Annotated in this window: 24 protein-coding genes; 13 read left to right on the forward strand and 11 right to left on the reverse strand. The window is 58.8% G+C overall.

What is annotated here, in order from left to right:
• Positions 1 to 2 precede the first annotated feature (2 nt).
• Both add and OHJ17_RS11415 read right to left on the reverse strand, forming a co-directional pair.
• Positions 3 to 1,004, reverse strand: a complete 1,002-nt coding sequence (gene add, locus OHJ17_RS11410) for an adenosine deaminase (RefSeq protein WP_023278948.1) — start codon at positions 1,002 to 1,004, stop codon at positions 3 to 5.
• A gap of 157 nt (positions 1,005 to 1,161) precedes the next feature.
• Complete coding sequence (locus tag OHJ17_RS11415) at positions 1,162 to 2,316, reverse strand: MFS transporter (RefSeq protein ID WP_032433146.1); 1,155 nt, start codon at positions 2,314 to 2,316, stop codon at positions 1,162 to 1,164.
• 274 nt (positions 2,317 to 2,590) lie between these two features.
• Between OHJ17_RS11415 and OHJ17_RS11420 the strand changes: the two genes are divergently transcribed.
• Both OHJ17_RS11420 and OHJ17_RS11425 read left to right on the forward strand, forming a co-directional pair.
• Complete coding sequence (locus tag OHJ17_RS11420) at positions 2,591 to 2,974, forward strand: winged helix-turn-helix transcriptional regulator (RefSeq protein ID WP_020802132.1); 384 nt, start codon at positions 2,591 to 2,593, stop codon at positions 2,972 to 2,974.
• Between the two features lie 245 nt (positions 2,975 to 3,219).
• Positions 3,220 to 3,405, forward strand: coding sequence for a hypothetical protein (locus OHJ17_RS11425; protein WP_002907644.1), 186 nt, complete (start codon positions 3,220 to 3,222; stop codon positions 3,403 to 3,405).
• A 9-nt stretch (positions 3,406 to 3,414) separates the two neighbouring features.
• Here the strand turns inward: OHJ17_RS11425 and OHJ17_RS11430 are convergent, their stop codons facing one another.
• Positions 3,415 to 3,777 (reverse strand): hypothetical protein, encoded by a 363-nt coding sequence (locus tag OHJ17_RS11430; protein WP_002907642.1) that lies wholly within the window; start codon positions 3,775 to 3,777, stop codon positions 3,415 to 3,417.
• A 259-nt stretch (positions 3,778 to 4,036) separates the two neighbouring features.
• On the opposite strand from OHJ17_RS11430, the gene cybB reads away from it, so the two are divergent.
• The 3 genes from cybB to OHJ17_RS11445 all read left to right on the forward strand — a co-directional run bounded on the left by cybB (position 4,037) and on the right by OHJ17_RS11445 (position 6,087).
• Positions 4,037 to 4,564 (forward strand): cytochrome b561, encoded by a 528-nt coding sequence (cybB, locus tag OHJ17_RS11435; RefSeq protein ID WP_002907640.1) that lies wholly within the window; start codon positions 4,037 to 4,039, stop codon positions 4,562 to 4,564.
• 104 nt (positions 4,565 to 4,668) lie between these two features.
• Positions 4,669 to 4,944: a metal/formaldehyde-sensitive transcriptional repressor gene (locus tag OHJ17_RS11440; protein WP_002907563.1), complete on the forward strand. Its 276-nt coding sequence runs from the start codon at positions 4,669 to 4,671 to the stop codon at positions 4,942 to 4,944.
• Between the two features lie 24 nt (positions 4,945 to 4,968).
• Positions 4,969 to 6,087, forward strand: a complete 1,119-nt coding sequence (locus OHJ17_RS11445) for an S-(hydroxymethyl)glutathione dehydrogenase/class III alcohol dehydrogenase (protein ID WP_004143804.1) — start codon at positions 4,969 to 4,971, stop codon at positions 6,085 to 6,087.
• A gap of 69 nt (positions 6,088 to 6,156) precedes the next feature.
• On the opposite strand, the gene OHJ17_RS11450 is transcribed toward OHJ17_RS11445, so the two are convergent.
• The 4 genes from OHJ17_RS11450 to pcaH all read right to left on the reverse strand — a co-directional run bounded on the left by OHJ17_RS11450 (position 6,157) and on the right by pcaH (position 11,287).
• A complete protein-coding gene (locus OHJ17_RS11450) occupies positions 6,157 to 8,529 on the reverse strand; it encodes a membrane-bound PQQ-dependent dehydrogenase, glucose/quinate/shikimate family (protein ID WP_032424194.1) in 2,373 nt (790 codons plus the stop codon).
• Between the two features lie 299 nt (positions 8,530 to 8,828).
• Positions 8,829 to 9,752, reverse strand: a complete 924-nt coding sequence (locus OHJ17_RS11455; protein ID WP_004143800.1) for a LysR substrate-binding domain-containing protein — start codon at positions 9,750 to 9,752, stop codon at positions 8,829 to 8,831.
• A 177-nt stretch (positions 9,753 to 9,929) separates the two neighbouring features.
• The gene (gene pcaG / locus OHJ17_RS11460; RefSeq protein WP_004184258.1) at positions 9,930 to 10,550 is read right to left on the reverse strand and encodes a protocatechuate 3,4-dioxygenase subunit alpha; all 621 of its coding nucleotides are present in this window, start codon (positions 10,548 to 10,550) and stop codon (positions 9,930 to 9,932) included.
• Positions 10,547 to 11,287 carry a protocatechuate 3,4-dioxygenase subunit beta gene (gene pcaH / locus OHJ17_RS11465; RefSeq protein WP_002907552.1) on the reverse strand — a complete coding sequence of 247 codons (741 nt, stop codon included), beginning with the start codon at positions 11,285 to 11,287 and terminating at the stop codon, positions 10,547 to 10,549. Before pcaH ends, pcaG begins: the two co-directional genes overlap by 4 nt.
• 239 nt (positions 11,288 to 11,526) lie before the next feature.
• Here pcaH and OHJ17_RS11470 point away from each other — a divergent pair, with 239 nt between their 5' ends.
• Entirely contained in the window at positions 11,527 to 12,870 is a 1,344-nt protein-coding gene (locus tag OHJ17_RS11470) for a 2-oxoadipate dioxygenase/decarboxylase HglS (RefSeq protein WP_002907549.1), read from the forward strand.
• Between the two features lie 41 nt (positions 12,871 to 12,911).
• Positions 12,912 to 14,417 (forward strand): carboxylesterase/lipase family protein, encoded by a 1,506-nt coding sequence (locus OHJ17_RS11475; RefSeq protein ID WP_021466042.1) that lies wholly within the window; start codon positions 12,912 to 12,914, stop codon positions 14,415 to 14,417.
• 46 nt (positions 14,418 to 14,463) lie between these two features.
• Here OHJ17_RS11475 and OHJ17_RS11480 read toward each other — a convergent pair whose 3' ends face one another.
• The gene (locus OHJ17_RS11480) at positions 14,464 to 15,552 is read right to left on the reverse strand and encodes an NAD(P)-dependent alcohol dehydrogenase (protein WP_009484803.1); all 1,089 of its coding nucleotides are present in this window, start codon (positions 15,550 to 15,552) and stop codon (positions 14,464 to 14,466) included.
• 437 nt (positions 15,553 to 15,989) lie between these two features.
• Between OHJ17_RS11480 and OHJ17_RS11485 the strand changes: the two genes are divergently transcribed.
• Together OHJ17_RS11485 and rimL are read left to right on the forward strand one after the other, a co-directional pair.
• Complete coding sequence (locus tag OHJ17_RS11485; RefSeq protein ID WP_002907489.1) at positions 15,990 to 17,645, forward strand: glucan biosynthesis protein D; 1,656 nt, start codon at positions 15,990 to 15,992, stop codon at positions 17,643 to 17,645.
• 53 nt (positions 17,646 to 17,698) lie between these two features.
• Positions 17,699 to 18,277 carry a 50S ribosomal protein L7/L12-serine acetyltransferase gene (gene rimL, locus OHJ17_RS11490; RefSeq protein WP_002907487.1) on the forward strand — a complete coding sequence of 193 codons (579 nt, stop codon included), beginning with the start codon at positions 17,699 to 17,701 and terminating at the stop codon, positions 18,275 to 18,277.
• Here the strand turns inward: rimL and ydcK are convergent.
• Complete coding sequence (ydcK, locus tag OHJ17_RS11495; RefSeq protein ID WP_004148564.1) at positions 18,263 to 19,243, reverse strand: YdcK family protein; 981 nt, start codon at positions 19,241 to 19,243, stop codon at positions 18,263 to 18,265. The genes rimL and ydcK overlap by 15 nt on opposite strands.
• Before the next feature lie 111 nt (positions 19,244 to 19,354).
• On the opposite strand from ydcK, the gene tehA reads away from it, so the two are divergent.
• The 3 genes from tehA (at position 19,355) to OHJ17_RS11510 (ending at position 21,881) form a co-directional block, all read left to right on the forward strand.
• Positions 19,355 to 20,359, forward strand: coding sequence for a dicarboxylate transporter/tellurite-resistance protein TehA (gene tehA, locus OHJ17_RS11500; RefSeq protein WP_002907483.1), 1,005 nt, complete (start codon positions 19,355 to 19,357; stop codon positions 20,357 to 20,359).
• Positions 20,356 to 20,952, forward strand: coding sequence for a tellurite resistance methyltransferase TehB (gene tehB / locus OHJ17_RS11505; protein WP_002907481.1), 597 nt, complete (start codon positions 20,356 to 20,358; stop codon positions 20,950 to 20,952). Before tehA ends, tehB begins: the two co-directional genes overlap by 4 nt.
• Positions 20,953 to 21,212: 260 nt before the next feature.
• Positions 21,213 to 21,881 carry a DUF3313 domain-containing protein gene (locus OHJ17_RS11510; RefSeq protein WP_002907480.1) on the forward strand — a complete coding sequence of 223 codons (669 nt, stop codon included), beginning with the start codon at positions 21,213 to 21,215 and terminating at the stop codon, positions 21,879 to 21,881.
• Positions 21,882 to 21,927: 46 nt separating this feature from the next.
• On the opposite strand, the gene OHJ17_RS11515 is transcribed toward OHJ17_RS11510, so the two are convergent.
• Positions 21,928 to 22,824, reverse strand: coding sequence for a DMT family transporter (locus OHJ17_RS11515; protein ID WP_004180146.1), 897 nt, complete (start codon positions 22,822 to 22,824; stop codon positions 21,928 to 21,930).
• A gap of 180 nt (positions 22,825 to 23,004) precedes the next feature.
• On the opposite strand from OHJ17_RS11515, the gene OHJ17_RS11520 reads away from it, so the two are divergent.
• Positions 23,005 to 23,874 (forward strand): AraC family transcriptional regulator, encoded by an 870-nt coding sequence (locus OHJ17_RS11520; RefSeq protein ID WP_004151213.1) that lies wholly within the window; start codon positions 23,005 to 23,007, stop codon positions 23,872 to 23,874.
• Here the strand turns inward: OHJ17_RS11520 and OHJ17_RS11525 are convergent.
• A complete protein-coding gene (locus OHJ17_RS11525) occupies positions 23,851 to 25,017 on the reverse strand; it encodes a benzoate/H(+) symporter BenE family transporter (RefSeq protein WP_009307732.1) in 1,167 nt (388 codons plus the stop codon). The two genes, OHJ17_RS11520 and OHJ17_RS11525, sit on opposite strands and share 24 nt — an antisense overlap.
• Positions 25,018 to 25,143: the final 126 nt, after the last annotated feature.

The raw sequence follows: 25,143 nt of genomic DNA on the forward strand, positions 1-25,143 counted from the left end.
TATCAGCCTTTGGCAACCCGCTGAATGAGGGCGGCTTTTTCCTGTTCGCCGAGGAACGCCAGGGTCAGGCCGTTGATCTGCGCCTGACGGATCTGCTCCCGGCTCAGCCCTGCCGCCGGCGCCGCCACGGTATACTCGTGAATGATGTCCACACCCTGGACCGCCGGATCGTCGGTGTTGAGGCTCGCCAGCACGCCGTGCTCAAGGAACTGCTTCAGCGGATGCTGGGCCAGGGAGGCCACGGTGCTGGTTTGCACGTTCGAGGTCAGGCAGGATTCAATCCCGATGCGGTGCTCGGCCAGGTAGTCCATCAGGGCTGGATCCTCTACCGCTTTAACCCCATGGCCGATGCGCTCCGCGCCCAGCTCACGTATGGCCTGCCAGATACTTTCCGGGCCGGCCGCTTCGCCCGCGTGGACGGTGATATGCCACCCGGCGTCGCGGGCCTGGTTAAAATGGTTGCGGAACAACGTACCCGGGAAGCCTAGCTCATCGCCGGCGAGGTCGAGGGCAGTGATGCCCTCGCGGTGGGCGAGCAGCGCCGCCAGCTCTTCCTGACAGGCGGCTTCGCCGAAGGTGCGGCTCAGAATACCGATCAGCCGGGCGTCGACCTGGAAATCGCGGCATCCCTCTTGAACCCCGGCAATTACCGCCTCTACCACGCCGTCGACCGGCAGCCGGTGGGTCATCGCCATATAGCGGGGAGAGAAGCGCAGCTCAACGTAGTGCAGGCCATTTCGCGCCGCGTCTTCGACGTTCTCATACGCCACGCGGCGACAGGCTTCCAGCGAGGCCAGGACCTTTACCCCCCAGTCGAGCTTGGCGAGGAAACTAACCAGATCGGGCTCAAGGCTGGTGACCTGGACATGAGGACGCAGCCTGTCGAGGGTGGTTGCGGGAAGAGCGATATTAAATTCGCGGCCAAGATCGAGGATGGTTTGGGCCCGGATGTTACCGTCAAGATGACGATGAATGTCGGTTAATGGCAATGAGGAATCAATCATGGTCGCACTCTTTTTTTAGTTAAAGTGCACGTCATTATACAACATGAACATAACTGTTCAAAAGCATTGAAAAAATGTATGCGATACAAATAGCTGGCAGCAATCAGGTCAGTGTTACGGTCTTTTTGACTGGCCCTTTTAAAACGCAGAACGAATATCATGATTGACGCGATCCTGACCAGATCAGAAATGCACACGCGCTGACCGCGGCCCCCGCAAGGCAGACCGCCTGCCATCCCCAGTGGGAATAAAGCTGTGTGGCAACGATAGCCCCTGCCGCGCTGCCCAGCGAATAAAAACACATGTAAGCCCCAACCAGGCGGCTTGCCGCTGCAGGCCTGGCGGCAATGATCAGGCTCTGGCTGGAGACATGAACGGCCTGTACCGCAAAGTCCAGCGCAATGACGCCAGCTATCAGCCAAAGCAGAGAGGTTTCGGCATAGCCGATAGGAAGCCATGAAATGGTCAGCAGCGCCAGCGCCAGGCCGGTAGTGCGCTGAGCCCATCCCTGGTCAGCCCACTTGCCCGCTCTGGCGGCGGCCAGCATGCCAGCGAAGCCGGCTAAGCCAAACATCCCCGTCTGGGTGTGCGAGAGGGAAAGGGCGGTGAGCGGCATGACCATGGTCGTCCATAGCATGCTGAAAGCGGCGAAGATAAATAGCGCCAGGATCCCGCGCTTTCTCAGTTGCGGCTCGGTGAGGTACAGCTGAAACACGGACTTCAATAAGGAAAGGTAAGTCGGCTTTTGCGGCTGCGGCTGCTGCGGGGGCGAAGGCATGATTTTCCAGACGATCCCGGCAATCATCAACATCAGACAGGCAGCCGTGAGATACACGGCTCGCCAGCCGGCGATATCGGCTATCGCGCCTGAGATAAACCGAGATAACAGGATGCCTGAAACAATGCCGCTGGTCAGGGTACCCACCGCCTGGCCTCGTTTCTGCGGCGTCGCCAGTATTGCCACCCAGGCCACCAGCACCTGCACCACAACGGCCATCAGGCCGACGATCAGCATGGCGCCAAGCAGCGTTGCTATATTGGGGGATAACCCTGCCGCGACTAACGCCGCTACTGAAAGCAACAGTTGACTCATCACCACGTATTTACGGTTCAACCAGTCCCCGAGCGGAACCAGGAACAGCAGGCCAATGGCATAGCCCGCCTGCGTAGCGGTGATGACGCTGCCAATAATGCCTGGCGACACCTTCAGGCTGACCGCCATCGAGTCGAGTAAAGGCTGTGCTGAATAAACATTGGCTACTGCCAGCGCGCAGGTTAGTGAAAACAACGCCGTTATCCCTGTGGTCAGCATCGTGTCAGGGACTGACGCAGTTTGGATCCTTTGGCCGGTACATCTACTTGCCTTACATTTCATAAGAGATTCTCTGTCTGGTTGCTTTTTAAAACTAGTGTGCCTATAGAATTAGCCTTAGTGGTTTTTTTTTGCAACTGGTAAAGGTGAGGATTAAGCTAGATCAGTAGATAAATTGATAAGGAGCGCGCAGATGGCAAAGCAGGAATCACTTAGAACCAGTGAATGTCCGGTGGCGAGAACGTTGGAATCAATTGGTGAACGCTGGTGCCTGATGATTATCCGCGAAGCATTTGACGATGTGCGGAGATTCAGCGAGTTTCAAAAAAATTTGGGGCTGGCCAAAAATATCCTTGCCTCGCGGCTGAAGCATCTGGTTGATATCGGTATTTTCGAGATTTTACCGGCATCGGATGGCAGCGCATACAAGGAATATGTCCTGACTGAAAAGGGGCGCTCCGTGTTTCCCATAGTTGTGGCGCTGCGGCAATGGGGAGAGCGTTATATGTTTGAGCAAGGGGAAACCTATTCGGTCCTGCTGGATAACGCGCACGGCCAGCCCCTTCCGTATCTGGATGTGCGTTCCGCTCAGGGGGATAAACTGCAACCAGGCGACTGTCATCGCCGGCGCATTGTGTCAGATACCCGCGCCGAATAATGGCGTGAAGAATTTGCAGGATACCAGCGAGAATACGAGCGTACCGCTAAAGGGTCATGGAACAATCCTGACGTGTTTTTTTGCGAACTGTGCTTCTGATGCCAAAGCTCCGGACGCGTGAAAGTGACCCACCGCCAACCGCAGGAGGCGGTGCATAACCATTTACAATTATATTTTATTTGAATGTATTCATGTTACATATTAAATTCTGCTAACTTTATCGACGATGAGGCAAGGATGCGGATGTGGAGAGCGTAATCCATAACAATATTGAGGGTTTTCTGCTGTTGTTATTAAGCATGTGGCCGATTCTGCTGGTGGTATTCATTGGCGTCGCAATTTCATTCTATACCATGCTGTTACGCAAGACGGCGCTGGCCTGCCTGCTTTTCGCCCTCGCCATCGGCGCCGCAGGCTGGAGTCTCGCTTAGCCGCTGGCCTCAGGGTTTATCCAGCAGGCTCATACTGGAGGTGGCGGCGCCATCATTCAAATTGGCGGGCGAATGCCAGTCGCGACCCGCCAGCGCACTGTCGCTCTGTCCGCTGCCGACGACTTGCTGCGTCGACAGCGATGAACCTTCCAGTGCTTCATCCGCCCCTGACCGATCGGGCAGGGAACTGGTATAGCCGCCATTATTCGAGTACGTATCCATGCCGTTGACTTCGTTAGGCACCGTGTCGGTAGTCGTACCGTCATCGTTAATGCAAAAAGAGCCGCCAATGCCGTTTGGCTGACAGTCTGCAGCAAAAGCCGGACTGGCCAGCGCGGTCAGTAGCAATAACGGTAAGCCGATTTCCTTCATTCTTATCTCCCAGGGCCGTGTGGTCTGCCAGACATTCTGTACTATAGCGGCGGCAGTAGCGCGGTAAGTAACAAAACTGTGTAATTTTGTAATGACCGGTGGACGGTTTGTCGTTCGGCCAGGAAAGAGCGTGCGCTAAGCGTGGTATAGCGGCTCGGCAGAAAGCGGTAATCAATTGTTAATTCTACGTAAAGGTTAATGAAAATTTAAGGGAACGCCGCTATGTTGGCAGCATCATACTTTCCATAAAGGATATGCCATGCGCGATAAATATTCCGGCCTGCAGATTGGGATTCACTGGCTGGTTTTTTTGCTGGTAGTAGTAGCCTATGCGGCGATGGAGCTGCGCGGGTTTTTCCCCCGCAGTGAGCGGCCATTGATTAATATGGTGCATGTTTCCTGCGGGATCACCATTTTCGTGCTGATGGTGGCGCGTCTGCTGGTGCGGCTGAAATCGCCGGCGCCGCCGATCGTACCGAAACCATCGCCGATGATGACCGGTTTCGCCCATCTTGGTCACCTGGCGATCTATTTGCTGTTCATTGCCTTGCCGTTGATCGGCATGGTGATGATGTACTGGCGCGGTAACCCCTGGTATGCCTTTGGTCTGACCATGCCGTATGCCCCGCAGAGCGATTTTGAGCGGGTGGATACCCTGAAGGCGATCCATGAATGGTTGGCCAATGCCGGGTACTTTGTGATTGGCCTGCATGCTCTCGCCGCGCTGCTCCATCATTACTGGTGGAAGGATAATACTCTGCTGCGAATGATGCCTCGTAAGCGCTAAATCATCCTCTTTCACTTCCTGACCCCGTCCCGCGACGGGGTTTTTTTTGCCTTCACCGCTAATAGAATATAGTATACCCCCCTATATGATACGGAGGCGTAATCGTGCCACATTCACCTGAAGATAAAAAACGGGCGCTCAGCCGCGTAAGACGCATCCGCGGCCAGGTCGAAGCCCTAGAGCGCGCGCTGGAGTCCGGCGAGCCCTGTATGACTATTCTGCAGCAGATCGCCTCGATTCGCGGGGCGGCGAACGGCCTGATGGGCGAAATGGTGGAGATCCACCTGCAGGACGAGCTGGTCAGCGGCGACACCACCCCTGAGCAGCGGGCCGCGAGAATGGCAGAGGTCGGTCATCTGCTACGATCCTATTTAAAATAACATCACGACGAGGAAGAGACAGTTATGAAATCACGCGCAGCAGTGGCCTTCGGCCCCGGTCAGCCGTTAAAAATCGTTGAGATTGACGTCGCGCCGCCGAAAAAAGGCGAAGTTCTGGTGAAAATCACCCACACCGGGGTGTGTCATACCGATGCCTTCACCCTCTCCGGTGACGATCCGGAAGGTGTCTTCCCGGCGGTGCTGGGCCATGAGGGCGGCGGGATTGTCGTGGAAGTAGGCGAGGGCGTCACCAGCCTTAAGCCGGGCGATCACGTCATTCCGCTGTATACCGCCGAATGTGGCGAGTGCAAATTCTGTAAGTCGGGTAAAACCAACCTCTGTCAGGCGGTGCGTGCCACCCAGGGTAAAGGACTGATGCCTGACGGCACCACTCGTTTCTCGTACAATGGCGAACCGATCTATCACTATATGGGCACCAGCACCTTCAGCGAATATACGGTTTGCGCCGAGATTTCGCTGGCGAAAGTCAATCCGCAGGCGCCTTTGGATAAAGTGTGCCTGCTGGGCTGCGGCGTAACCACCGGTATCGGCGCGGTGCATAACACGGCGAAGGTCAAGGCCGGGGATAGCGTCGCGGTCTTTGGTCTGGGCGGCATTGGTCTGGCGGTGATCCAGGGCGCGGTGCAGGCGCAGGCCGGGCGCATTCTGGCGGTTGATACCAACCCGGATAAGTTCACTCTCGCTAAAGAGATGGGCGCGACCGATTTTATCAATCCGAACGACTACGATAAGCCGATTCAGGATGTGATTGTTGAGCTGACCGACGGCGGGGTGGATTTCAGCTTCGAGTGCATCGGCAATGTAAATGTGATGCGCGCGGCGCTGGAGTGCTGCCATAAAGGCTGGGGTGAGAGCGTGATCATCGGTGTAGCCGGCGCCGGGCAGGAGATCAAGACCCGTCCGTTCCAGCTGGTGACCGGCCGCGTGTGGCGCGGTTCCGCCTTCGGCGGCGTAAAAGGGCGCAGTCAGCTGCCGGGAATGGTGGAAGACGCCATGGCGGGTAAAATTCGCCTCGATCCGTTTATTACCCATCGCCTGCCGCTGGAGCAGATTAACGAGGCCTTTGATCTGATGCATGAAGGTAAATCGATTCGCACCGTGATCCACTTTGGCGACCAGTAATCGCCGACGCTGAAGGCGAATCGTCACCCATAAAAAAAGGGCCCGGATGGGCCCTTTTGTGTATGTCGATCAGTGATGGTCTGGGAGCGCGTAGGCGATGATGTAATCGCCGCGATCCGGTGACTGGCGGGCGCCGCCGGCATTGATAATGATGTACTGCTTACCGGTTTTCGGTGAGACGTAGGTCATCGGGCCGGACTGGCTGCCGACCGGCAGACGCGATTTCCAGATCTCTTTGCCGTTCGCGGTATCAAAGGCGCGCAGGTAGAAATCCTGGGTGCCGGCGAAGAACAGCAGTCCGGACTGCGTTGCCAGCGATGCGCCAAGGGTCGGCATGCCGATTGGAATTGGCATGTGCATACGTATGCCCAGCGGCCCGGTGTCTTCTACGGTGCCAACCGGCACCTGCCACACCAGTTTCCCGGTTTTCAGATCCACCGCGGACATGGTGCCGAACGGCGGCTTCTGGCACGGAATGCCCAGCGGCGACAGGAAACGTTCGCGCATCGCGCCAAACGGCGTGCCTTCCATCGGCACGATGCCCATCTCGATCCCGCTGGCGTCTTTCGCCACCTTCGCGCGCGGCACCATATAGTTGGCCAGGCCCAGACGCATATCGTTGACAAACATCAGGCTGTTGTTTGGATCCAGCGAAACACTGCCCCAGTTCATGCCGCCGAGCGAGCCCGGGAACTGCAGGGAACGATCTTCACCTGGCGGGGTAAAGACGCCCTGATGGCGCATCTCTTTGAACTGAATACGGCACAGCAGCAGGTCGATCGGTGTCGCTCCCCACATATCGGACTCGGTCAACGTCTGGTTGCCGATCATCGGCATCCCTACCGAGTAAGGTTGCGTCGGCGAGTAGCGTTCACCTTTGACGTTGCCCGCCGGCACCGGACGCTCTTCCACTTTGGCCACCGGCTCGCCGGTCTCGCGGTTGAGCATAAAGATCATGCCCTGCTTGCTGGTCTGCACCAGCACCGGGGTGGTGCCGCCCTTGCCGTCAGGCAGATCGTACAGCAGCGGCTGAGACGGCAGGTCAAAGTCCCACAGATCGTGGTGTGTGGTCTGGAAGTGCCAGCGCACCTGGCCGGTGGTGGCATCCACAGCCACGATAGAGGAGCTGTATTTATCGTCCAGCGCGGTACGTTCGCCGCCAAAGAAATCTGGCGTGGCGTTGCCGGTGGGCAGATAGATCAGATTCAGCTTCGCGTCGTAGGACATCGCCGACCAGACGTTTGGCGTACCGCGCGTGTAGGTCTGGCCTTCCGGCGGAACACCGGTCAGCGCTGGATTGCCCGGATCCCACGCCCATGCCAGTTTGCCGGTGTGGACATCAAACGCGCGGACCACGCCCGGCGGTTCGCCAGTGGAGTAGTTATCCGCGACGCGGCCGCCCACCACCACCACATTGCCCGCCACCAGCGGGGTGGAGGTCTGCTGATAGTAACCCGCTTTCACTTCACCCATGCCGACGCTGAGGTCGACAATACCGCCATCGCCGAAGTTTTCGCACAGTTTGCCGGTATCGGCATCAATGGCGATCAGGCGGGCGTCGATGGTCGGCAGGAACAGACGACGGGAACAGGCGGCCGGCTGCGTGCCTGCCGCTGGCGCGGTTTGCGCCTGGCTATCTTCGTAATAGCCTAAGCCGCGGCAGCGCTGCCAGTTGGGTGAAGAGGATTTGGAGTCATAGCGCCATTTCTCTTTTCCGCTGTCCACATCCAGCGCCAGCACTTTACTGTAAGGGGTACAGACGTAGAGAGTATCGCCAATCTGCAGCGGGGTGTTCTGATCTTCCGCGCCGGAGCCATTGCTCTGCGGGATATCGCCAGTATGCGCTACCCAGGCAACCTGCAGCTGGTTGACGTTTTGTTTGTTGATTTGGTCGAGGGCGGCGAAACGGTCGCCGTGGGTGGTGTTACCCCAGTGCGCCCAGTTTTTCTGCTGTTCGCCTGGCGCGACGGGCTTGACTGGTACCGCTTCAGTCGCGCTGACCAGCGGTGCGGATTTGAACATCCAGCCAAAGCTCACCGCCAGCGCCACGGCGAGAACGGCGGCGACGCCATAGGCCGGGCCTTTTTTCGCCGGTGGGCTGGCGAGGAAAGGCCAGACCAGGGCGGCCAGGAAGGCCAGTACGCCGAGCGCAAACAGGCGCGAGAAGAGCGGCCAGTAGTTCCAGCCAGCGTCACTAATCGCCCAGATCACCGAGGCGATAAACGCCACGGCGTATAACAGAATACCGCCGCGGCGGTTGCGGAAAATCAACACCGCCGCGATGACCATGACCACGCCCATCAGCGCGAAGTACAGTGTACCGCCGACGAGGGCCAGTTTTGCCCCAAGAATACCCACAGCCAGACCGATGATGAGCATCAGTCCGGCGAGAAGCCACTGCAGGATCCGGGGGAATCCGCGCGGCGCATTGCCAGTTGCCATGTAATCTCCTTAACCACACCAGCCACCTCACTGTGAACCAAATGAAACATTTTGCTATTGAATCATTTTTGAATGAAGTGGTTTTAACCTTCATAAAACTGTATTTGTTGCTTGATTAGATTTCGAGTGAACCATTTGGTGAAATCGAGACATGATAGATCTGTTAAAGAAGTTTGCGCAAATGTTAATAAATAATTTCGCACTAAATGATTATTTTGCCGAATATGTCTAACGTTATGGGGAGCGGCGTCGGCGCGTTTGCAGGTTCCCCGGCCGCTGCGGGCCGGGGAGAAAGGGGGTCAGGCAGGCATGGACTTACGGATAGCGCTGAGCAGCGTCTGCGTACCCGGAGTCAGTGTCGCATCGACGCGGGTTAAAATGCCGATGGGCTCTCCGGCGCCCTGGGTGGCGATCGGCAGGGCGGTTAGCACGCCACGGCGAAGATCGTCTTTTACCGCCCCGGAAGGGACAAACCAGACATAGTCAAAATCCACCGTCAGCTGGCGCGACAGGGAGGCGGAGAGGGTCTCGATGCAGCCGGCGGGCATCTTACAGCCCTGGCTCTGGAGCAGCGCTTCGGCGTTTTGCCGCGGCACGGTGCCTTTAGGTGAGACCACCACCGGCCACTCCATCACCCGACTAAGGGTCACCGTCTCCTGAAGCAGGGGATGTCCCGGGCGAACCACCAGCTTCAGGGATTCAAGGAACAACAGTTCGTAATGCAGCCCGCTCATTAGCTCCGGGTCGGACATACGTCCAATGCCGATGTCGATCTCCCCGGATTTTAAGCCGGCAAGCAGCATGGTGTTGTTCATAGTGGCGACCTGCAGCGTGATATCTTTTTGCTGCTTGTGAAACTGGCCGATCACCGTCGGCAGGATCCCCAGCGCGGCGGTGGGCAGCGCGCCGATGCGCACGATGTCGTTATTCAGGCCCTCTTTGCGGTTCAGCGCCTGGCCGGCCGAATTAAGGGCGTCAAGCACCTTAACGGCATGCGTCAGAAACTGTTCGCCGACCAGGGTTAGCTGCGCCCCAAGACGACCCCGCTCGAACAGCCGGGTACCGGTCAGCTGTTCTAGCTCGTTAAGCGTTTTCGAGAGTGCTGGCTGGCTCAGATTTAATGTTTCAGCCGCGCGCCCCAGCGTTCCCTGTTGAGCGACGGCCACGAAGGTGTGTAGATGGCGCAAGCGAATGCGCTGACTGAAGAGACCATTTTTTTCCATAGTAAGATGATGTTAAAAACACAGCGGTGAAAGAGACAAGCGGACTTGTTTAAATTTGATAACCAGATAGCAAAATATTATTAACATTTAAGTTGGTTACATGACAAGATCTTTCCCTGTGGTTGAAAACGCCTTCGCCCCGCAGAACCGGGGCGAAGGTGGTGGTCACCGCGACGGCTAAATATCGAAAAAGACGGTTTCGTTCTCGCCCTGCAGATGAATGTCAAAACGATAGACCACTTCCGTACCGCGAACCTCGCGCTCGGCGATTAAGGTTTTGCGCCTCACCTCCCACTCGATGAGATTCAGCACCGGGTCGCTGGCGTTAGCCTCGTGTTCATCGGCAAAGTACATCCGCGTATTCAGGCCAATATTGATCCCCCGCGCCACCACCCACAGGTTGACGTGCGGCGCCATCAGCCGGCCATCGCGACCGACCACCGGACCCGGCTTGATGGTTTCAAAGCGCCAAATGCCGGAGGTGAAATCAGAGCAGGTACGCCCCCAGCCGCGGAAGGCCGGGTCGACGGCTTTCTGCTGTTGACGATCGTCAGGATGGTTATAGCGACCCGCGGCGTTGGCCTGCCAGATCTCCAGCAGCACATCGCGGACCGGCGTCCCGGAGCCGTCGATAACCCGGCCTTCAATGGTGATGCGCTCCCCGGCGGTATCGGCGGTAGTGAGGACCGGGCCAAAATTTTTCTCAAAAATATGAAAGCCTGCGGCGTCCGGCGCCAGGCCGATATGAACATAGGGTCCCGCCGTCTGCGAGGCGGTTTCAGGCAGATACTCTTTCATCGGGCGGCCCCCTGAGTGCGATTTTCAAACAGCGTGGCGCGGTGGCCGCGCAGAACAAGGTCGAAGCGGTAGGCCAGACAATCCAGCGGTACGGCGGCGTGCATGTCCAGCTCGGCGATCAGCGTGCGCACGGCGTCGTCATTATTAATAGTCCTGACGATCGGGCACTGCTTAATCAGCGGGTCGCCTTCAAAATACATCTGGGTGATCAGGCGCTGGGCCCAGGCGTCGCCCGAGAGAGAAAAATGGATATGCGCCGGACGCCAGTCGCTGGCCTGGTTGCGCCAGGGGTAGGGGCCGGGTTTGATGGTGCGAAAACAGTAATAGCCGTTTTCATCGGTAAGCACCCGGCCGCAGCCGCCAAAGTTCGGGTCAATCGGCGCCAGATACTGATCTTTTTTATGCCGGTAGCGACCGCCAGCATTGGCTTGCCAGACTTCCACCAGCGTATTTTTCATCGGTCGGCCGAATCCATCGCGCACGTAACCGTGGACGATGATCCGCTCGCCGATAGGCAGGCCTTCTTTGGCATAGTTCAGGATTAGGTCATTATCCAGAGGGCCGAGGTCGTCGCGGCTAAATACCGGGCCGGTGATCTCTGACAGCGAGTTCTGCAGAGAGATGAGGGCGTTTTTTGGCGAGCGCAGGACGCTGGTTTTATAGCCCGGCGCGTAAGCGGGCGGGTGGCTACTGTAATCGCGATGGACAACCTCACGTGGGGACCATTTGTCGTTCATAGGGTACTCCGTGTAGACGGTAGAGGGGCATATTGTTGTAATGTCGCCAGAAGCAGTGTGTGTAAATGCATTGTTAATTTAAAGTGAAATTACCGGGTGTTTTTCATAACTATGGGTTATGTTTTGCGCAATGACCTGGGCCGGCGGCAGGTTATCGCCATCACAGTTTGTAAATTCTTCCCCCCGCCGCGAGGCAGCTTTCCTACACTCCAGGAAGTATTCACTGGAGGTAACACATCATGGCGAACACCATCACGGCTGATGAGATTCGGGAGCACTTTTCACAGGCCATGTCGGCCATGTACCAGCAGGAAGTTCCGCAGTACGGAACGCTGCTGGAGCTGGTGGCTGACGTCAACCTGGCGGTACTGGAAAATAATCCGCAGCTGCATGAACAGCTCGCTAACGCTGACGAGCTGGCGCGCTTAAACGTGGAGCGCCACGGCGCGATTCGCGTGGGCACAGCGGAAGAACTGGCGACGCTCCGTCGCATGTTTGCCATCATGGGAATGTATCCCGTTAGCTATTACGATCTCTCGCAGGCCGGCGTGCCGGTCCACTCCACGGCGTTTCGTCCCATCGACGATGCCGCGCTGGCGCGCAATCCATTTCGGATTTTCACCTCGCTGCTGCGCCTGGAGCTGATTGAAAATCGCGCCCTGCGCGAGCGGGCCGAGGCGATCCTCGCGCGGCGCAAAATCTTCACCCCCCGCTGCCTGGCGCTGATTGCGCAGTATGAAGCAGAGGGCGAATTCACCTCTGCCGACGCGCGCGAGTTTGTCCAGGAGGCGCTGGAGACGTTCCGCTGGCACCGGCAAGCCACCGTCGATGAGGAGACTTACCATGCTCTGCATCGCGAGCACCGCCTGATTGCCGATGTGGTCTGTTTCCCGGGGTGTCATATCAACCATCTCACGCCGCGGACGCTGGATATTGACCGCGTCCAGTCCCTGATGCCGGAGTGCGGTATTGAACCCAAAGCGTTGATTGAAGGGCCACCGCGCCGGGAGGTCCCGATCCTCCTGCGGCAGACCAGCTTTAAGGCGCTTGAGGAGCCGGTGATGTTCGCCGGAGAACACCGAGGCACCCATAGCGCCCGCTTTGGCGAAATTGAGCAGCGGGGCGTGGCGCTGACGCCGAAAGGGCGCGCGCTGTACGATCGGCTGCTGCAGGCGGCAGGAACCGGGAAAGACAATCTCAGCCACCAGCAGCATCTACAGGAGGTGTTTAGCGAATTTCCCGACAGCGAATTTCTGCTCCGTCAGCAGGGGCTGGCCTGGTTTCGCTACCGCCTGACGCCCACGGGTGAGGCACATCGCCAGGCGTTTCGCCCGGGCGACGATCCGCAGCCGCTGATTGAGCGCGGGTGGGTGGTCGCCCAGCCGATTATTTATGAAGATTTTTTACCGGTCAGCGCGGCGGGCATTTTTCAGTCCAATCTGGGCAACGAAACCCAGGCGCGCAGCCACGGGAACGCCAGTCGCGAGGCGTTTGAGGCAGCTCTGGGCTGCCCGGTGCAGGATGAGTTTGAACTATACCGACAGGCGGAGGAGCGCAGCAAACGACGTTGCGGTCTGCTGTAAAATCAGTACCCTGCTGGCATCAGCCTTACAGGGAGCAGGTTATGCAACATCCGTCGAAACCGTTGGCGAAAACCCGTCAGGGAACGCTGGCCGGGAGCGCAGAACAGGGGATTCATATCTGGCGCGGCATTCCGTACGCCGCGCCGCCCGTGGGCCCGCTGCGCTGGCGCGCGCCGCAGCCAGCCGCCCGCTGGCAGGGGGTACGTCCAGCCGAGACCTTTTCCGCCGCCAGCTGGCAGGACATTGACTACTGCCGCGAGCTCGGCGGCGGCGATCCTGGCGCCTTCAGCGAAGACTGCTTATATCTCAACGTCTGGGCCCCGGCCAGCGCAGCGCAGCCGCTGCCGGTGATGGTCTGGCTGCACGGCGGCGGGTTTACCATCGGCGCCGGCAGCCTGCCGCCTTACGATGGCAAAGCGCTTGCCAGCCGCGACGTGGTGGTGGTGACAGTTAACTACCGGCTGGGCCATCTCGGCTTTTTCGCCCATCCGGCGCTGGAAGAAGAGGCGGGCGAACGTCTCTATAATTTCGCGTTGCTCGATCAGATTGCCGCTCTGCAGTGGGTTCAGGAGAATATCCACGCCTTCGGCGGGGATGCCGCCAACGTCACGCTGTTTGGCGAATCCGCCGGGGCGCGCAGCGTGCTGTCGCTAATGGCCTCCCCGAAAGCGAAAGGGCTGTTTCATAAAGCGATTATTCAGAGCGGGTATACGCTACCCGATCTGCCGCGGGAAAAAGCGCTGGAAAAAGGGCGCCTGCTGGCGGAACACTTCGCCTTACCGCAAGCCAGCGCTGAGGAATTGCGGGCGATCCCCGCGGAGGCCTTCTGGTCGCTCACCGCGCCGCTGAATACCGGGCCAGCGCCTATTGCCGGAGACGCGGTGCTGCCGCAGCCGATGCTGGAGACCTTCTTTGCCGGCCGCCAGCATCCGATACCGGTGATGATCGGCTCCAATAGCGATGAAGCCAGCGTGATGGCCGTGTTCGGCGTCGATATTGCCGGGCAGATCCAGAAGCTGCGCCGAGAGCGCCGTCTGGGGCTGGGGCTGATCAAACTCCTCTATCCCGGCGTGAAGGGCGATGAAGCGCTGGGGCGGGAAGTATGCCGCGACATGGCCTTCACCACCCTTGGTTATGTAGTGATGCAGGCGCAACAGCGCGTGGGGCAGCCGTGCTGGCGCTACTGGTTTGATTATGTCGCGGAAGCGGAGCATGACGCCTACCCGCATGGGGCCTGGCATGGCAACGAGGTGCCCTACGTGTTTGATAACCTGCGGTTGACCGACCCGGTGCGGCAGTACGCCAGCGAAGCGGATCTGGCCTTCGCCGCTCAGGTCGCTGACTACTGGGCGCAGTTTGCCCGCCTCGCCAGCGGCGAGCAGACGCTTTCCGGCGCGGTGCGCTGGCCGGCGTGCCTGCGCGGGCGGGATCGCCTGTTGCGCATTGGCTTGCATAAGCGCGCCGGGTTTAAAGTGGAGAACCGCTTTATGCGCGCCAGACTGGCGCTGTTTCGCCGGGTGATGAAGCATCACGTGACGCTGGATTAAATCCCATAATGCGCAACTGTCGCCACCGACCGGTGGCGACGTTATCTCACATGACCACCACCGGCTTGATCACCTTGCCGGACGCCGAGTCGGCGAAGGCCTGGTTGATATCGGCCAACGGATAGCGGGCGATAAGCTTATCGATAGGGAATTTTCCCTGTTTATAGAGTTGCACCAACAGCGGAATAAACAGCGCCGGCACGGCGTCGCCTTCAATCACCCCGACCAGCGATTTTCCCTCCGCCATCAGGTCGTTCTGCACGTTAAGGGTGATATCTCCGGTAAAGCCCACAATCGCCACCGTTCCCAGCGGTTTCACCGCGTGTACGGCCTGCAGAACGATAGCGGAGACGCCGGTCGTTTCCACCGCGTAGTGGGCGCCTTTACCGGTGATTTGTTTAATCACGGCGACGGCATCCTGTTCCTTGCCGTTGATCTGATGGGTGGCGCCCAGTTCGCGCGCCAGGGCGAGGCGGCTGGCATGGATATCCACTGCGATAATCTGCGAACAGCCGGTTAATTTCGCTGCCATGATGGCGCTGAGCCCCACCGCGCCGCAGCCAAACACCACCAGCGATTCGCCGACCACCGGTTTCAGGCGGTTGAGCACCGTCCCGCTACCGGTCTGGATACCGCAGCCCAGCGGGCCGAGCAGGGTGAGATCAACCTCCGGGTCGACCACGACCGCGTTGCTGGCGCGGGTGACCACATACTGGCTGAAAGACGACTGGCCAAAGAACAGGGACAGATCCTGGTCTCCCAGCCGGTAGGGGGTGGTGCCATCCTCGCGTCGGCCGCCAAAATTAAGCGTATTAAAATCTTCGCAAGCCGAAGGGTGGTTGCTTAAACAATTTTCGCAGTGGTGGCAGGCGGCGTAGCTGAGCACTACGTGGTCTCCTACTCTGATGCCGCTAACCGCCTCGCCGACGCTGGCAACGATCCCGGCGCCTTCATGGCCGAGGATCGCCGGCATAGGCACCACCCCGGGGTTGTCGCGCATCACGGCGTCGGTATGGCAGACGCCGGTGGCGACAATTTTCACTAATATCTCGTCCTTCCCCGGCGGGGCGACCTCGACGTCTTTGATGACAAAAGGCTGCTGGTAGCCCAGCGTGACGGCTGCTTTCACTTGCATGGCATGACTCCTGAATGAATTCCCTGGAGAGCGTGGCGGGACAGCCCGAACGGCTCTCCCCTGTTGGCCGCTAACGTGAAGAAAGATAGCGGTTATCGGGGAAAAGTTAGCACCAGGCGCGATGGAAATTTGCGCGAATCGTGCCTAAAAAACGCGCGCGGCGAGGAGCGATACATGGGATGAATATTCAACACTGGAGAATAGATTTCCCTTGAATAGTCAGGGGTAAAAAGCGGCAGGCAGCGTGTATGCCCTGGCTACACGCCAGAGGCAATGAAAAAAACAGGCTGTTCCTCTGGACAGGGCTTTTTTACCTTTTTTCTGCTGGCAACAATTGGATTATTAATCGTTTTTGTCTAGAGTGGGCGGAAATTATCACGCAGCGTGATGACGCGTTGCGAATCAATTCACCCGTGCAGAAGGACGCTTTCTCAGGCATGAACCGCAGACGTTTTCTTAAATCTTCCATGGCTGTTGCCGCCGTATGCGGAACGTCAGGAGTCGCTTCCTTATTCAGTCAGGCCGCTTTTGCCGAAGACGCGGGCATTGCCGACGGGCAAACGCGTCGTTTTGATTATGCTGTTCTGCAGGCGATGGCTCACGATCTGGCGCGCCAGCCGTGGGGCGGCGCCCCGCGCGATCTGCCGCCGACGCTCGCCAATCTCACCCCGCAGGCCTATAACAGCATCCAGTACGATGCCAACCACTCGCTGTGGAACAATATTGAAGAGCGTAAGCTGGACATCCAGTTTTTCCACGTCGGGATGGGGTTCCGTCGCCGCGTGCGGATGTTCTCTTTAGACGCCAGCACCCAGCAGGCGCGCGAGATCCACTTCCGTCCGGAGCTGTTTAAGTACAATGACGCCGGTGTGGATACCCGTCAGCTGGAAGGACAGTCTGACCTCGGCTTCGCCGGGTTCCGGGTGTTTAAAGCGCCGGAGCTGGCGCGCCGCGATATCGTGGCGTTCCTCGGCGCCAGCTACTTCCGCGCGGTAGACAGCACCTATCAGTATGGCCTGTCGGCCCGCGGTCTGGCGGTGGATACCTTTACCGATACCCCGGAAGAGTTTCCCGACTTTACGTCGTTCTGGTTCGAAACGGTCAAAGGGGACGCCACGGTGTTTACCGTTTACGCGCTGCTGGACAGCCCGAGCATCACTGGCGCCTACAAGTTCACCATCCACTGCCAGGATACCCAGGTTATCATGGACGTGGAAAACCACCTTTATGCCCGCAAGGATATCAAACAGCTGGGTATCGCGCCGATGACCAGTATGTTCAGCTGCGGCAATAATGAGCGGCGGATGTGCGACACCATCCATCCGCAAATCCACGACTCCGATCGGCTGTCAATGTGGTTGGGCAACGGGGAATGGGTCTGCCGGCCGCTGAATAACCCGCAGAAACTGCAGTTCAATGCCTTCCAGGACAAGAACCCGCGCGGCTTTGGTCTGTTGCAGTTGGACCGTGATTTCTCCCACTACCAGGATGTGATGGGCTGGTATAACAAGCGTCCCAGCCTGTGGGTTGAGCCGCGTAACCAGTGGGGCAAAGGGGCGGTCAGCCTGATGGAGATCCCAACTACCGGCGAAACGCTGGATAATATCGTCTGCTTCTGGCAGCCGGAAAAGGCGGTGAAGGCGGGCGACGAACTGGACTTCCGCTACCGTCTTTACTGGAGCGCGCAGCCGCCGGTGAGCACTCCGCTGGCGCGCGTTCTGGCCACCCGCACCGGGATGGGGGGCTTCCCCGAAGGATGGGCGCCGGGTGAACACTACCCGGATAAGTGGGCGCGTCGTTTTGCCATCGACTTTGTCGGCGGCGATTTGAAGGCGGCCGCGCCGCGCGGTATTGAACCGGTGATCACCCTCTCCAGCGGGGAAGCGAAGCAGATTGAGATCCTCTACGTCGAGCCGTTCGATGGCTACCGGATCCTTTTCGACTGGTATCCGACCACCGACTCAACCGACCCGGTGGAGATGCGTCTGTTCCTGCGCTGTCAGGGAGAAGCCATCAGCGAAACCTGGCTCTATCAGTATTTCCCGCCGGCAGCAGATAAACGCAACTACGTTGACGACCGGATCATGAAATAACCCTGAGTCACCCGACGCCCGCAGGCAGTCCCTGCGGGCCAGAAGAGAGCGCTATGACCGCAGATATCCCAGCAGTACCTGAGTCGATCCCGGTAACCGACGCGCTGACGCTAATCGCCATTGATGAGCGCTACGTTAGCGACCTGCACCAGCTGGTGGTCAAAAACCAGCGCTGGCTACAGCAGTCGCTCAGTTGGCCCGCCGAGGTGCGCAGCGAAGACGAGACCCGACGTCATGTGCAGGGCAACGTGATGCTGCATCAGCGGGATTACGCCAAAATGTTTTTGCTGTTTCTCGATAAGCAGCTAGTCGGGGTCCTGTCGTTCAATCAGATCGAGCCGCAGAATAAAACGGCCTATATTGGCTACTGGATCGATGAAGAGCACCAGGGGCAAGGGCTGCTTTCCCGTTCATTACAGGCCTTTATCCGCCATTATGCCGCCAGCGGGCTGGTGCGCCGGTTTGTGATCAAATGCCGGGTGGCGAACACCCGCAGCAACCAGGTAGCGTTGCGCAACGGGTTTGTTCTGGAAGGCTGTCTCCGACAAGCCGAGTATCTGAACGGTAGCTATGACGATCAGAATATCTACGCCCGCATTATTGACCGCGATGAGGCATTAAAGCGCGCCTAACAGCGGCGTGCGGGTGATGTGCTGCTGGCCGTCAAGCGTTTTCGGGCCGCGCAGATGAATGGCCTCTCCCTCCTGTGCGGCAATCTGCACCTCGTCATTGATGGAGACCTGGTGCTCAACGATCACATCGCCGATGATGACTGTCCGCCCCTGGATCAGCACATCGTCGTCGAGCAGAATCGGACCACCTCGCAGCTGCGCCTCGCCGCCGACCATCGCCCGATGCTTCAGCAGGCAGTTGCCTTCAATCACCGCATTCTCTGCCACCTGCGAACTGTAGCGTACGGTGGGAATGGCATCCTCTCCGCGACCGGCGATCAGGCGCGCGTTCCCGTATACCCGGGCGTTATCGCACACCCAGACGTCGTTTTCTTCGTTCCCTTCAAGTCTTGCCTGGTCAAACACTTCCGCCCGATGTTCGACAAACGCATGCTCAACGAAGGCATCGCCGTAGATTTGCGCCTGGTGGAGAATGCGCGAGGCACTGACGGTGGCTCGCTGATAGATCTGCAGGACTTTGTCGCGATCGGCGGTTAACCCGCGCGCGGCAATCACCTGGCAGTGGGGGAGAAGACGCGCCTCGTCGGCAAGGCGACAATAACCGCGCACCTGGCTCTGCGTAACCGTGACGTTGTCACTGATCTGCGCGTGATGGCTGATCTGCGAGGTGTGAATGCAGGCCCGTCCGCCGATGGTGGCCTCATGGCTGACCACGCAGAACCCGGTTAAGCGGGCGTCGTCGCGGATGCGCGCCCCGGCGAAGACCACGCTGTTGACATCGTAGATCCAGCACTCCCCCTGCTGGCTGAGAGCGCATTCCTCATCCACCCAGCCGCCTTCGCTGCCCGCTTTAACGTCAGCGAAATCAATAAGCGCCACGATCTGGCGCAGGGTGACGCTTTGTTTGCCATGCTCTTCCTCATAACAATACTGCCGGGTCTGTTCGCTGAGACGGTATTTACGCATGGCCGATCCTTATTACTTATGGTTAACATAAACATAGCAAAGATCGCCATAGCGCGCGGGATAAGGTTCCTTTAGAATGCAACTTCAAATTAAATTGATATCATCAATAAAATGAATAAAACGCAAACGCCGCGGCAGGTGCTAAACCTGCCGGCGGGTTATTTTGGCATGGTGCTCGGCACTATCGGAATGGGCTTCGCCTGGCGTTACGCCAGCACCCTCTGGCCGGTCAGCCGCAGCATTGGTGATGGGCTGGTGACGCTGGCGATGGCGATGTGGGTCCTGCTCAGCATGGCGTTTATCAGCCGGGCGATCCGCTTTCCGGCGAGCGTGCTGCGGGAGATGCGTCATCCGGTGAGCAGCAGCTTCGTCAGCCTGTTTCCGGCCACCACGCTGTTGGTGGCGATTGGTTTGGCTCCCTGGTGCAGGCCGCTGGCGATCGGGCTGTTTGTGCCGGGCGTGGCGCTGCAGCTCGCCTATGCCGCCTGGCAAAGCGGTGGGCTATGGCGGGGGAACCATCCTCGCGAGGCCACCACGCCGGGGTTGTATCTGCCGACAGTAGCCAATAATTTTATCAGCGCGATGGCCTGCGGCGCGCTGGGATTTTCCGATGCCGGACTGGTGTTCCTCGGCGCCGGGGTCTTCTCCTGGCTGAGCCTCGAGCCGGCGATCCTCCAGCGTCTGCGCAGCGCAGGCGAGCTGCCGACGCCGCTGCGCACCTCGCTGGGGATCCAGCTGGCGCCTGCGCTGGTGGCCTGCAGCGCCTGGCTCAGCGTCAACGGCGGGGAGGCCGATACCTTCGCTAAGCTGCTGTTTGGTTACGGCCTGCTGCAGCTGCTGTTTATGCTCCGTCTGATGCCCTGGTATCTTCGTCAGCCGTTCAATGCTTCTTTCTGGAGCTTTTCGTTCGGCATTTCCGCGCTGGCCACCACCGGTCTGCATCTCGGCCAGGCCAGGGGAGACGGCTTTTTTCATCATCTGGCGATGCCGCTATTTATTTTTAGCAATCTGGTTGTCGGCCTGCTGCTGCTGCGTACAGCGTTGCTGTTGGTCAGCGGGAAACTGTTGCTCCAGGTCGACCGGGAAACACTCCTGAATAAGAAGGAAGGATCATGACAAAGCGTGACGCGGATTATTTTAGTCAAAAATACAGCCTGACCCGCACCCATTCCGAGGTGCTGCATGCCGCGACGATTGTGCCGCCGGGGCGGGCGCTGGATCTGGGCTGCGGCAACGGGCGTAACAGCCTTTATCTGGCGGCGAACGGCTTCGCGGTGACGGCGTGGGATAAAAATCCGATGAGCGTCAACAATCTGGAAAGTATTCGCGCCGCCGAGCGACTGGATAATCTGCAAACGGCGGTGAAAGACCTCAACAGCCTGAGCTTTGACGGCGAGTATGACCTGATCCTCTCCACCGTAGTGATGATGTTCCTCGAGCCTGACACCATCCCGGGCCTGATCGCCAATATGCAGCGCTGCACCGCCGCCGGCGGCTATAACCTGATTGTGGCGGCGATGGATACCGAAGACTATCCCTGCACCGTCGGCTTCCCGTTTGCCTTTAAACCTGATGAGCTTCGTGATTATTACCAGGGCTGGGAGCTGCTGAAATACAATGAGGACGTCGGCGAGCTGCATCGCACCGACGCCAACGGCAATCGCATCAAATTGCGCTTCGCCACCCTGTTGGCGCGCAAGCCTGCCTGATTCGCCGCGGCGTGGGAAGCTGAGCATGGCCCGCGCCGCATTCCCCGCCAGAGCCTGGGCAAGACAGAGACCCGTTGCGGCGAAAATGAGCCTGGAAAACCGCGCGATACCCCTTTTAAGTGATTATTTATTAACGTAATGTTCAGGCCATCAATATTTATAAATCTTCCTTGACGAAGCCCTTTTTTTGTCACAAAACTAGTGGGTCCTATTTGCTATAACGTCTGCCGAAAAAAAACTGCATTTACAGGGATCTCTCTATGCGTACTCGCGTTTTACTGAAAGTCGCCGCTCTGGCGGGAATATTGGCGTTGACCGGCTGCGCGGCGAAAGTGGCGCAACCGGATCAGTATTCGGGCTTCTTAAAAGATTATTCCAGTTTGAAAGAAACGACCTCTGCCTCCGGCAAGCCGGAGCTGCGCTGGATCGATCCGAACTTCAATCCGGCCAACTATGACAATATCGTTTATCACCCGGTGACCTACTATCCGGTACCGAAGCCGACCACCCAGGTAGGGGAGAAGGCGCTGCAGGATATTCTTAACTACACCAACAAAGAGCTGAAACAGGCTATTTCCGAGCGTAAACCGCTGGCCACTACCGCCGGCAAGCGCAGCCTCATCTTCCGCGGGGCGATCACCGGGGTGGACTCCAGCAAAGAGGGGCTGCAGTTCTATGAAGTGATCCCGGTCGCTATGATTGTCGCCGGCACCCAGGCCGCCACCGGCCATCGTACCATGGACACCAATCTGTACTTTGAGGCGGAGGTCATTGACGCCAGCACCAATAAGCCGGTCATCAAGGTCGTTCGTAAAGGGGAAGGCAAAACCCTGGCGAATGAGAATACACCGCTGACCGTCGATACCCTGAAGCAGGTTATCGATGATATGGCGGTCGACGCCGTTAAATTCGATCCCTCTCAGCGTTAATCGTGCCAGCGCCGTCTGACGACGGCGCTGGTTTTCTTCAGCCTCCTCAGGCCAGCCTTCGGCGCAGCAATAGCTGTTCCGGTTTGGCAAACATTACCAGGTTACCCAGCAGGATCAGCGCCAGCCCGATCACGGCGCTGCTGTGCCAGACATACCCTTCATAAACGGTGGAAATGGATAAGGCGACCAGCGGAAACAGCAGCGTACTGTAGGCGGCTTTGCTGGCGCCGATGCGCCCCACGAGAGTGAAATAGGCGCCAAAGGCGATGACCGAGCCGAACAGCGCCAGGTAAAGCAGGGCGCCCAGATAGCTGACGGTCCATTCTGGCATAAAATTATCGCCGCGCAGCAGAGCGATCGCCCCCATCACCAGCGTGCCGTAGAGCATCGCCCAGCTGTTGGTGGTCAGCGTTTCCAGCCCGCGGCGCTGGTGGCGAATACTGAACATATTGCCGAGCGAAAAACCGTAGGTACCCAGAGCGCTCAGCCCGATCCCCCACAGCAGCGAGGCGTTCAGTCCGTTGGCCAGCAGGTCGTCCCAGAACAGGATGACGATACCGGCGAGACCCAGCGCGGCGGCGGCCCAGAAGCGGCCCGGCGGCTGCTGGCGGAAAAAGAGAAAGCTGTTGATGGCGTTAAACAGTACCGCCATCGAAAAGATCACCGATTCCAGACCGGTATTGATCCAGGCGGCGGCGGTATAAAAACACCAGAAATTAAAGCAGAAGACGCAGCAGCCCTGCAGCAGGCAGCAGAGATGATCTTTCGCGCCCAGCGGCCGCAGGCGTCGTGTGACGAGCAGAATCGCCAGCATCGTGACGCTGGCTACGGCGAAACGCCAGAAAATCGATACCGGCGCGGCCACCGGTCCCTGTTGTAAAAAAATCGCAATCCACGTTGTACCCCAGATCACGACAACGAGTGCATAGAGTAATGCGTTCACCCTGGTTCTCCTCTACCTGTTGATGGGAGGAGTATGCCGGCTGCCGCCTGCTGCGGCTTTCACCGGTTTGTTGTCGGCTTGCAAATTCTTGCGCTTATTTGCCCTCCGCTGGCGGTGAGGACTGGAAACCGCGCCGTAGTCTCCCTAGACTAGGGCTTTTACAGACAATGTGTGAAGACGATGGGTTACGGGACATTTGAAACATTACGGCGACAGAACGCGGTGCTGAAGGGAACCGTGGAGCTGAATTCCGGTATTCAACTGGCCGCCTGGTATAACAATTGCGATACCGTGACGGTGCGCAGCGACCATCATACCTTAAGTCTGTACGTGGCTGATGGCTACGAAAGCTATCAAAAGACGCCGCACGGCTGGAAAAATGGCGGCGGCCCGGACCGTTTTTGTCTGATGCCGAAAGGCGATGAAAGCGTATGGGATATCCGCGGCGATCTGTCGTTTGTGCATCTTTACTGTACCGATGCGCACCTGCGTCGCGTCGGCGAGGAGGTGTGGGACCGCAGCCCGGCGAATTTCACCCTACAGGAAAAGACCTTCGCCAGCGATGATAAAATCACCGCAGTGTATCGTCAGTTTTTGCTGGCTAACGACTGGCGGCAGCCGGCGAACCAGCTGACCCTCAGCGCTGCCAGCAGCTTACTGCTTACCCATCTGATCCAGCACTATTCCACCGTGCAGTGGCGTTTGCCGACGGTCACCGGCGGGCTGGCGCCAGGCGTAAAGCGTCACGTACTGGCCTGGATCGATGCTCATCTCGATCAGCCCTTGACCCTGGCCGACCTGGCGCAGCAGGCGGGTCTGAGTGAGTTTCATTTTGCTCGTATGTTTCGTCAGTCGCTAAATATGGCTCCGCATCAGTACGTCATGCAGCAGCGAATGGCGAAGGCGCAAAACCTGATCTGCCATAGCGCGCTGCCGTTAACCGAGATAGCGCTGGCCTGTGGTTTTAGCTCCCCCAGCCATTTCAGCCATCGGGTCAAAGCCGCTACCGGCCTGACGCCCTCCCAGCTACGGGCGGCGCAGCGCGGATAGCACGCCGTAACTCACCCCGCCGAGCACCACGCCCCAGAAGGCGGAGCCAATTCCCGCCAGCGTCACCCCGCTGGCGGTGACCAGGAAGGTTAGCACTGCCGCATCGCGCTCACTGGCCTGATGCACTGCCTGAAACAGACTCCCGCCGATGGTGCCGAGCAGCGCCAGACCCGCCAGCATCTGGATCCACGCCGGCGGCAGGGCCGACATCAGGGCGGTGATTGACCCGCCGAACAGACCGGCTAGCAGATAAAAACCGCCCGCGGCTATGGCCGCCAGCCAGCGCTGGTTCGGATCCGGGTGCGCCTCCGGGCTCTGGCATATGGCGGCGGTGATCGCCGCGATGCAGATGGAATAAACCCCAAACGGCGCCAGCAGTAGTGCCAACCCCCCGCAAACGACGATCAGTGCGGAGACCGGTACGGTATAGCCTGATGCCTGCAGGGTGGCGAACCCTGGAGCGTTCTGCGAGGCCATGGTGACGAGGAAGAACGGCAGACCGACGCTGAGCAAAAGCGCCGGAGTAAACTGCGGGGCGACCCATTCCGGCGTCACAAATGCCAGCGGCACGGCGGCGCTAGCCACATCCCCGGACGCCGCCGCAATCAGCGCTCCAATCACCAGCGCGGCCACCACGGCGAAGCGGGGCCACAGCGCTTTACACAGCAGCCAGGCGGCGAGCATCCCGCCGCACAGCGGCAGATGATCCTGTAAGCCGGCGAAGGCCTGCAAACCAAACCGTAGCAGGATCCCAGCCAGCATCGCGGCGGCCAGCGAATGGGGAATGATCTTCATCAGCCGGGCAAACAGGCCGGTGGCGCCGCAGATAACGATCAACGCGTTGGCGAAAATAAAGATCCCCACGGCCTCGGCGAGGGTCACCCCCTGCAGGCCGCTAACTAACAGCGCAGCGCCCGGCGTTGACCAGGCGGTGAGCACAGGAACTTTCCGCCAGGCGCTCAGCGCGAGAGTACTGATGCCCATGGCGAGGCCAAGAGCCGTCATCCAGCCGGCGATCTGCCCGGGGGTAGCGCCGGCCGCGGCGGCGGCCTGCCAGATGATGGCGGCGGAGCTGGCGTACCCCACCAACACGGCGACGAAGCCAGCGAACAGAGTGGGAAGCGGAAGACTAAACGAGCGCATAGATGATTCTCATGTGCGTTATAACATCCATTCAATGTATCATTGTGCGTTATAACGCACAAGCGGTGGTTCGCGCAGCTACCCTGGGAGAAAAACTCGCCGCCAGTGGCGTACGATGCCGTTAAA

It is taken from the genome of Klebsiella sp. KP20-425-1 (assembly GCF_025813515.1).
In the GTDB taxonomy this organism is placed as follows: Bacteria; Pseudomonadota; Gammaproteobacteria; order Enterobacterales; family Enterobacteriaceae; genus Klebsiella; species Klebsiella pneumoniae.

Excerpts from the sequence above, each read along its gene's own strand:
- add (WP_023278948.1), bottom strand. The coding sequence starts at position 1,004 with ATGATTGATTCCTCATTGCCATTAACCGACATTCATCGTCATCTTGAC.
- OHJ17_RS11415 (WP_032433146.1), bottom strand. The coding sequence starts at position 2,316 with ATGCTGACCACAGGGATAACGGCGTTGTTTTCACTAACCTGCGCGCTG.
- OHJ17_RS11420 (WP_020802132.1), top strand. The coding sequence starts at position 2,591 with ATGATTATCCGCGAAGCATTTGACGATGTGCGGAGATTCAGCGAGTTT.
- OHJ17_RS11430 (WP_002907642.1), bottom strand. The coding sequence starts at position 3,777 with ATGAAGGAAATCGGCTTACCGTTATTGCTACTGACCGCGCTGGCCAGT.
- cybB (WP_002907640.1), top strand. The coding sequence starts at position 4,037 with ATGCGCGATAAATATTCCGGCCTGCAGATTGGGATTCACTGGCTGGTT.
- OHJ17_RS11445 (WP_004143804.1), top strand. The coding sequence starts at position 4,969 with ATGAAATCACGCGCAGCAGTGGCCTTCGGCCCCGGTCAGCCGTTAAAA.
- OHJ17_RS11450 (WP_032424194.1), bottom strand. The coding sequence starts at position 8,529 with ATGGCAACTGGCAATGCGCCGCGCGGATTCCCCCGGATCCTGCAGTGG.
- OHJ17_RS11455 (WP_004143800.1), bottom strand. The coding sequence starts at position 9,752 with ATGGAAAAAAATGGTCTCTTCAGTCAGCGCATTCGCTTGCGCCATCTA.
- pcaG (WP_004184258.1), bottom strand. The coding sequence starts at position 10,550 with ATGAAAGAGTATCTGCCTGAAACCGCCTCGCAGACGGCGGGACCCTAT.
- pcaH (WP_002907552.1), bottom strand. The coding sequence starts at position 11,287 with ATGAACGACAAATGGTCCCCACGTGAGGTTGTCCATCGCGATTACAGT.
- OHJ17_RS11470 (WP_002907549.1), top strand. The coding sequence starts at position 11,527 with ATGGCGAACACCATCACGGCTGATGAGATTCGGGAGCACTTTTCACAG.
- OHJ17_RS11475 (WP_021466042.1), top strand. The coding sequence starts at position 12,912 with ATGCAACATCCGTCGAAACCGTTGGCGAAAACCCGTCAGGGAACGCTG.
- OHJ17_RS11480 (WP_009484803.1), bottom strand. The coding sequence starts at position 15,552 with ATGCAAGTGAAAGCAGCCGTCACGCTGGGCTACCAGCAGCCTTTTGTC.
- OHJ17_RS11485 (WP_002907489.1), top strand. The coding sequence starts at position 15,990 with ATGAACCGCAGACGTTTTCTTAAATCTTCCATGGCTGTTGCCGCCGTA.
- rimL (WP_002907487.1), top strand. The coding sequence starts at position 17,699 with ATGACCGCAGATATCCCAGCAGTACCTGAGTCGATCCCGGTAACCGAC.
- ydcK (WP_004148564.1), bottom strand. The coding sequence starts at position 19,243 with ATGCGTAAATACCGTCTCAGCGAACAGACCCGGCAGTATTGTTATGAG.
- tehA (WP_002907483.1), top strand. The coding sequence starts at position 19,355 with ATGAATAAAACGCAAACGCCGCGGCAGGTGCTAAACCTGCCGGCGGGT.
- tehB (WP_002907481.1), top strand. The coding sequence starts at position 20,356 with ATGACAAAGCGTGACGCGGATTATTTTAGTCAAAAATACAGCCTGACC.
- OHJ17_RS11510 (WP_002907480.1), top strand. The coding sequence starts at position 21,213 with ATGCGTACTCGCGTTTTACTGAAAGTCGCCGCTCTGGCGGGAATATTG.
- OHJ17_RS11520 (WP_004151213.1), top strand. The coding sequence starts at position 23,005 with ATGGGTTACGGGACATTTGAAACATTACGGCGACAGAACGCGGTGCTG.
- OHJ17_RS11525 (WP_009307732.1), bottom strand. The coding sequence starts at position 25,017 with ATGCGCTCGTTTAGTCTTCCGCTTCCCACTCTGTTCGCTGGCTTCGTC.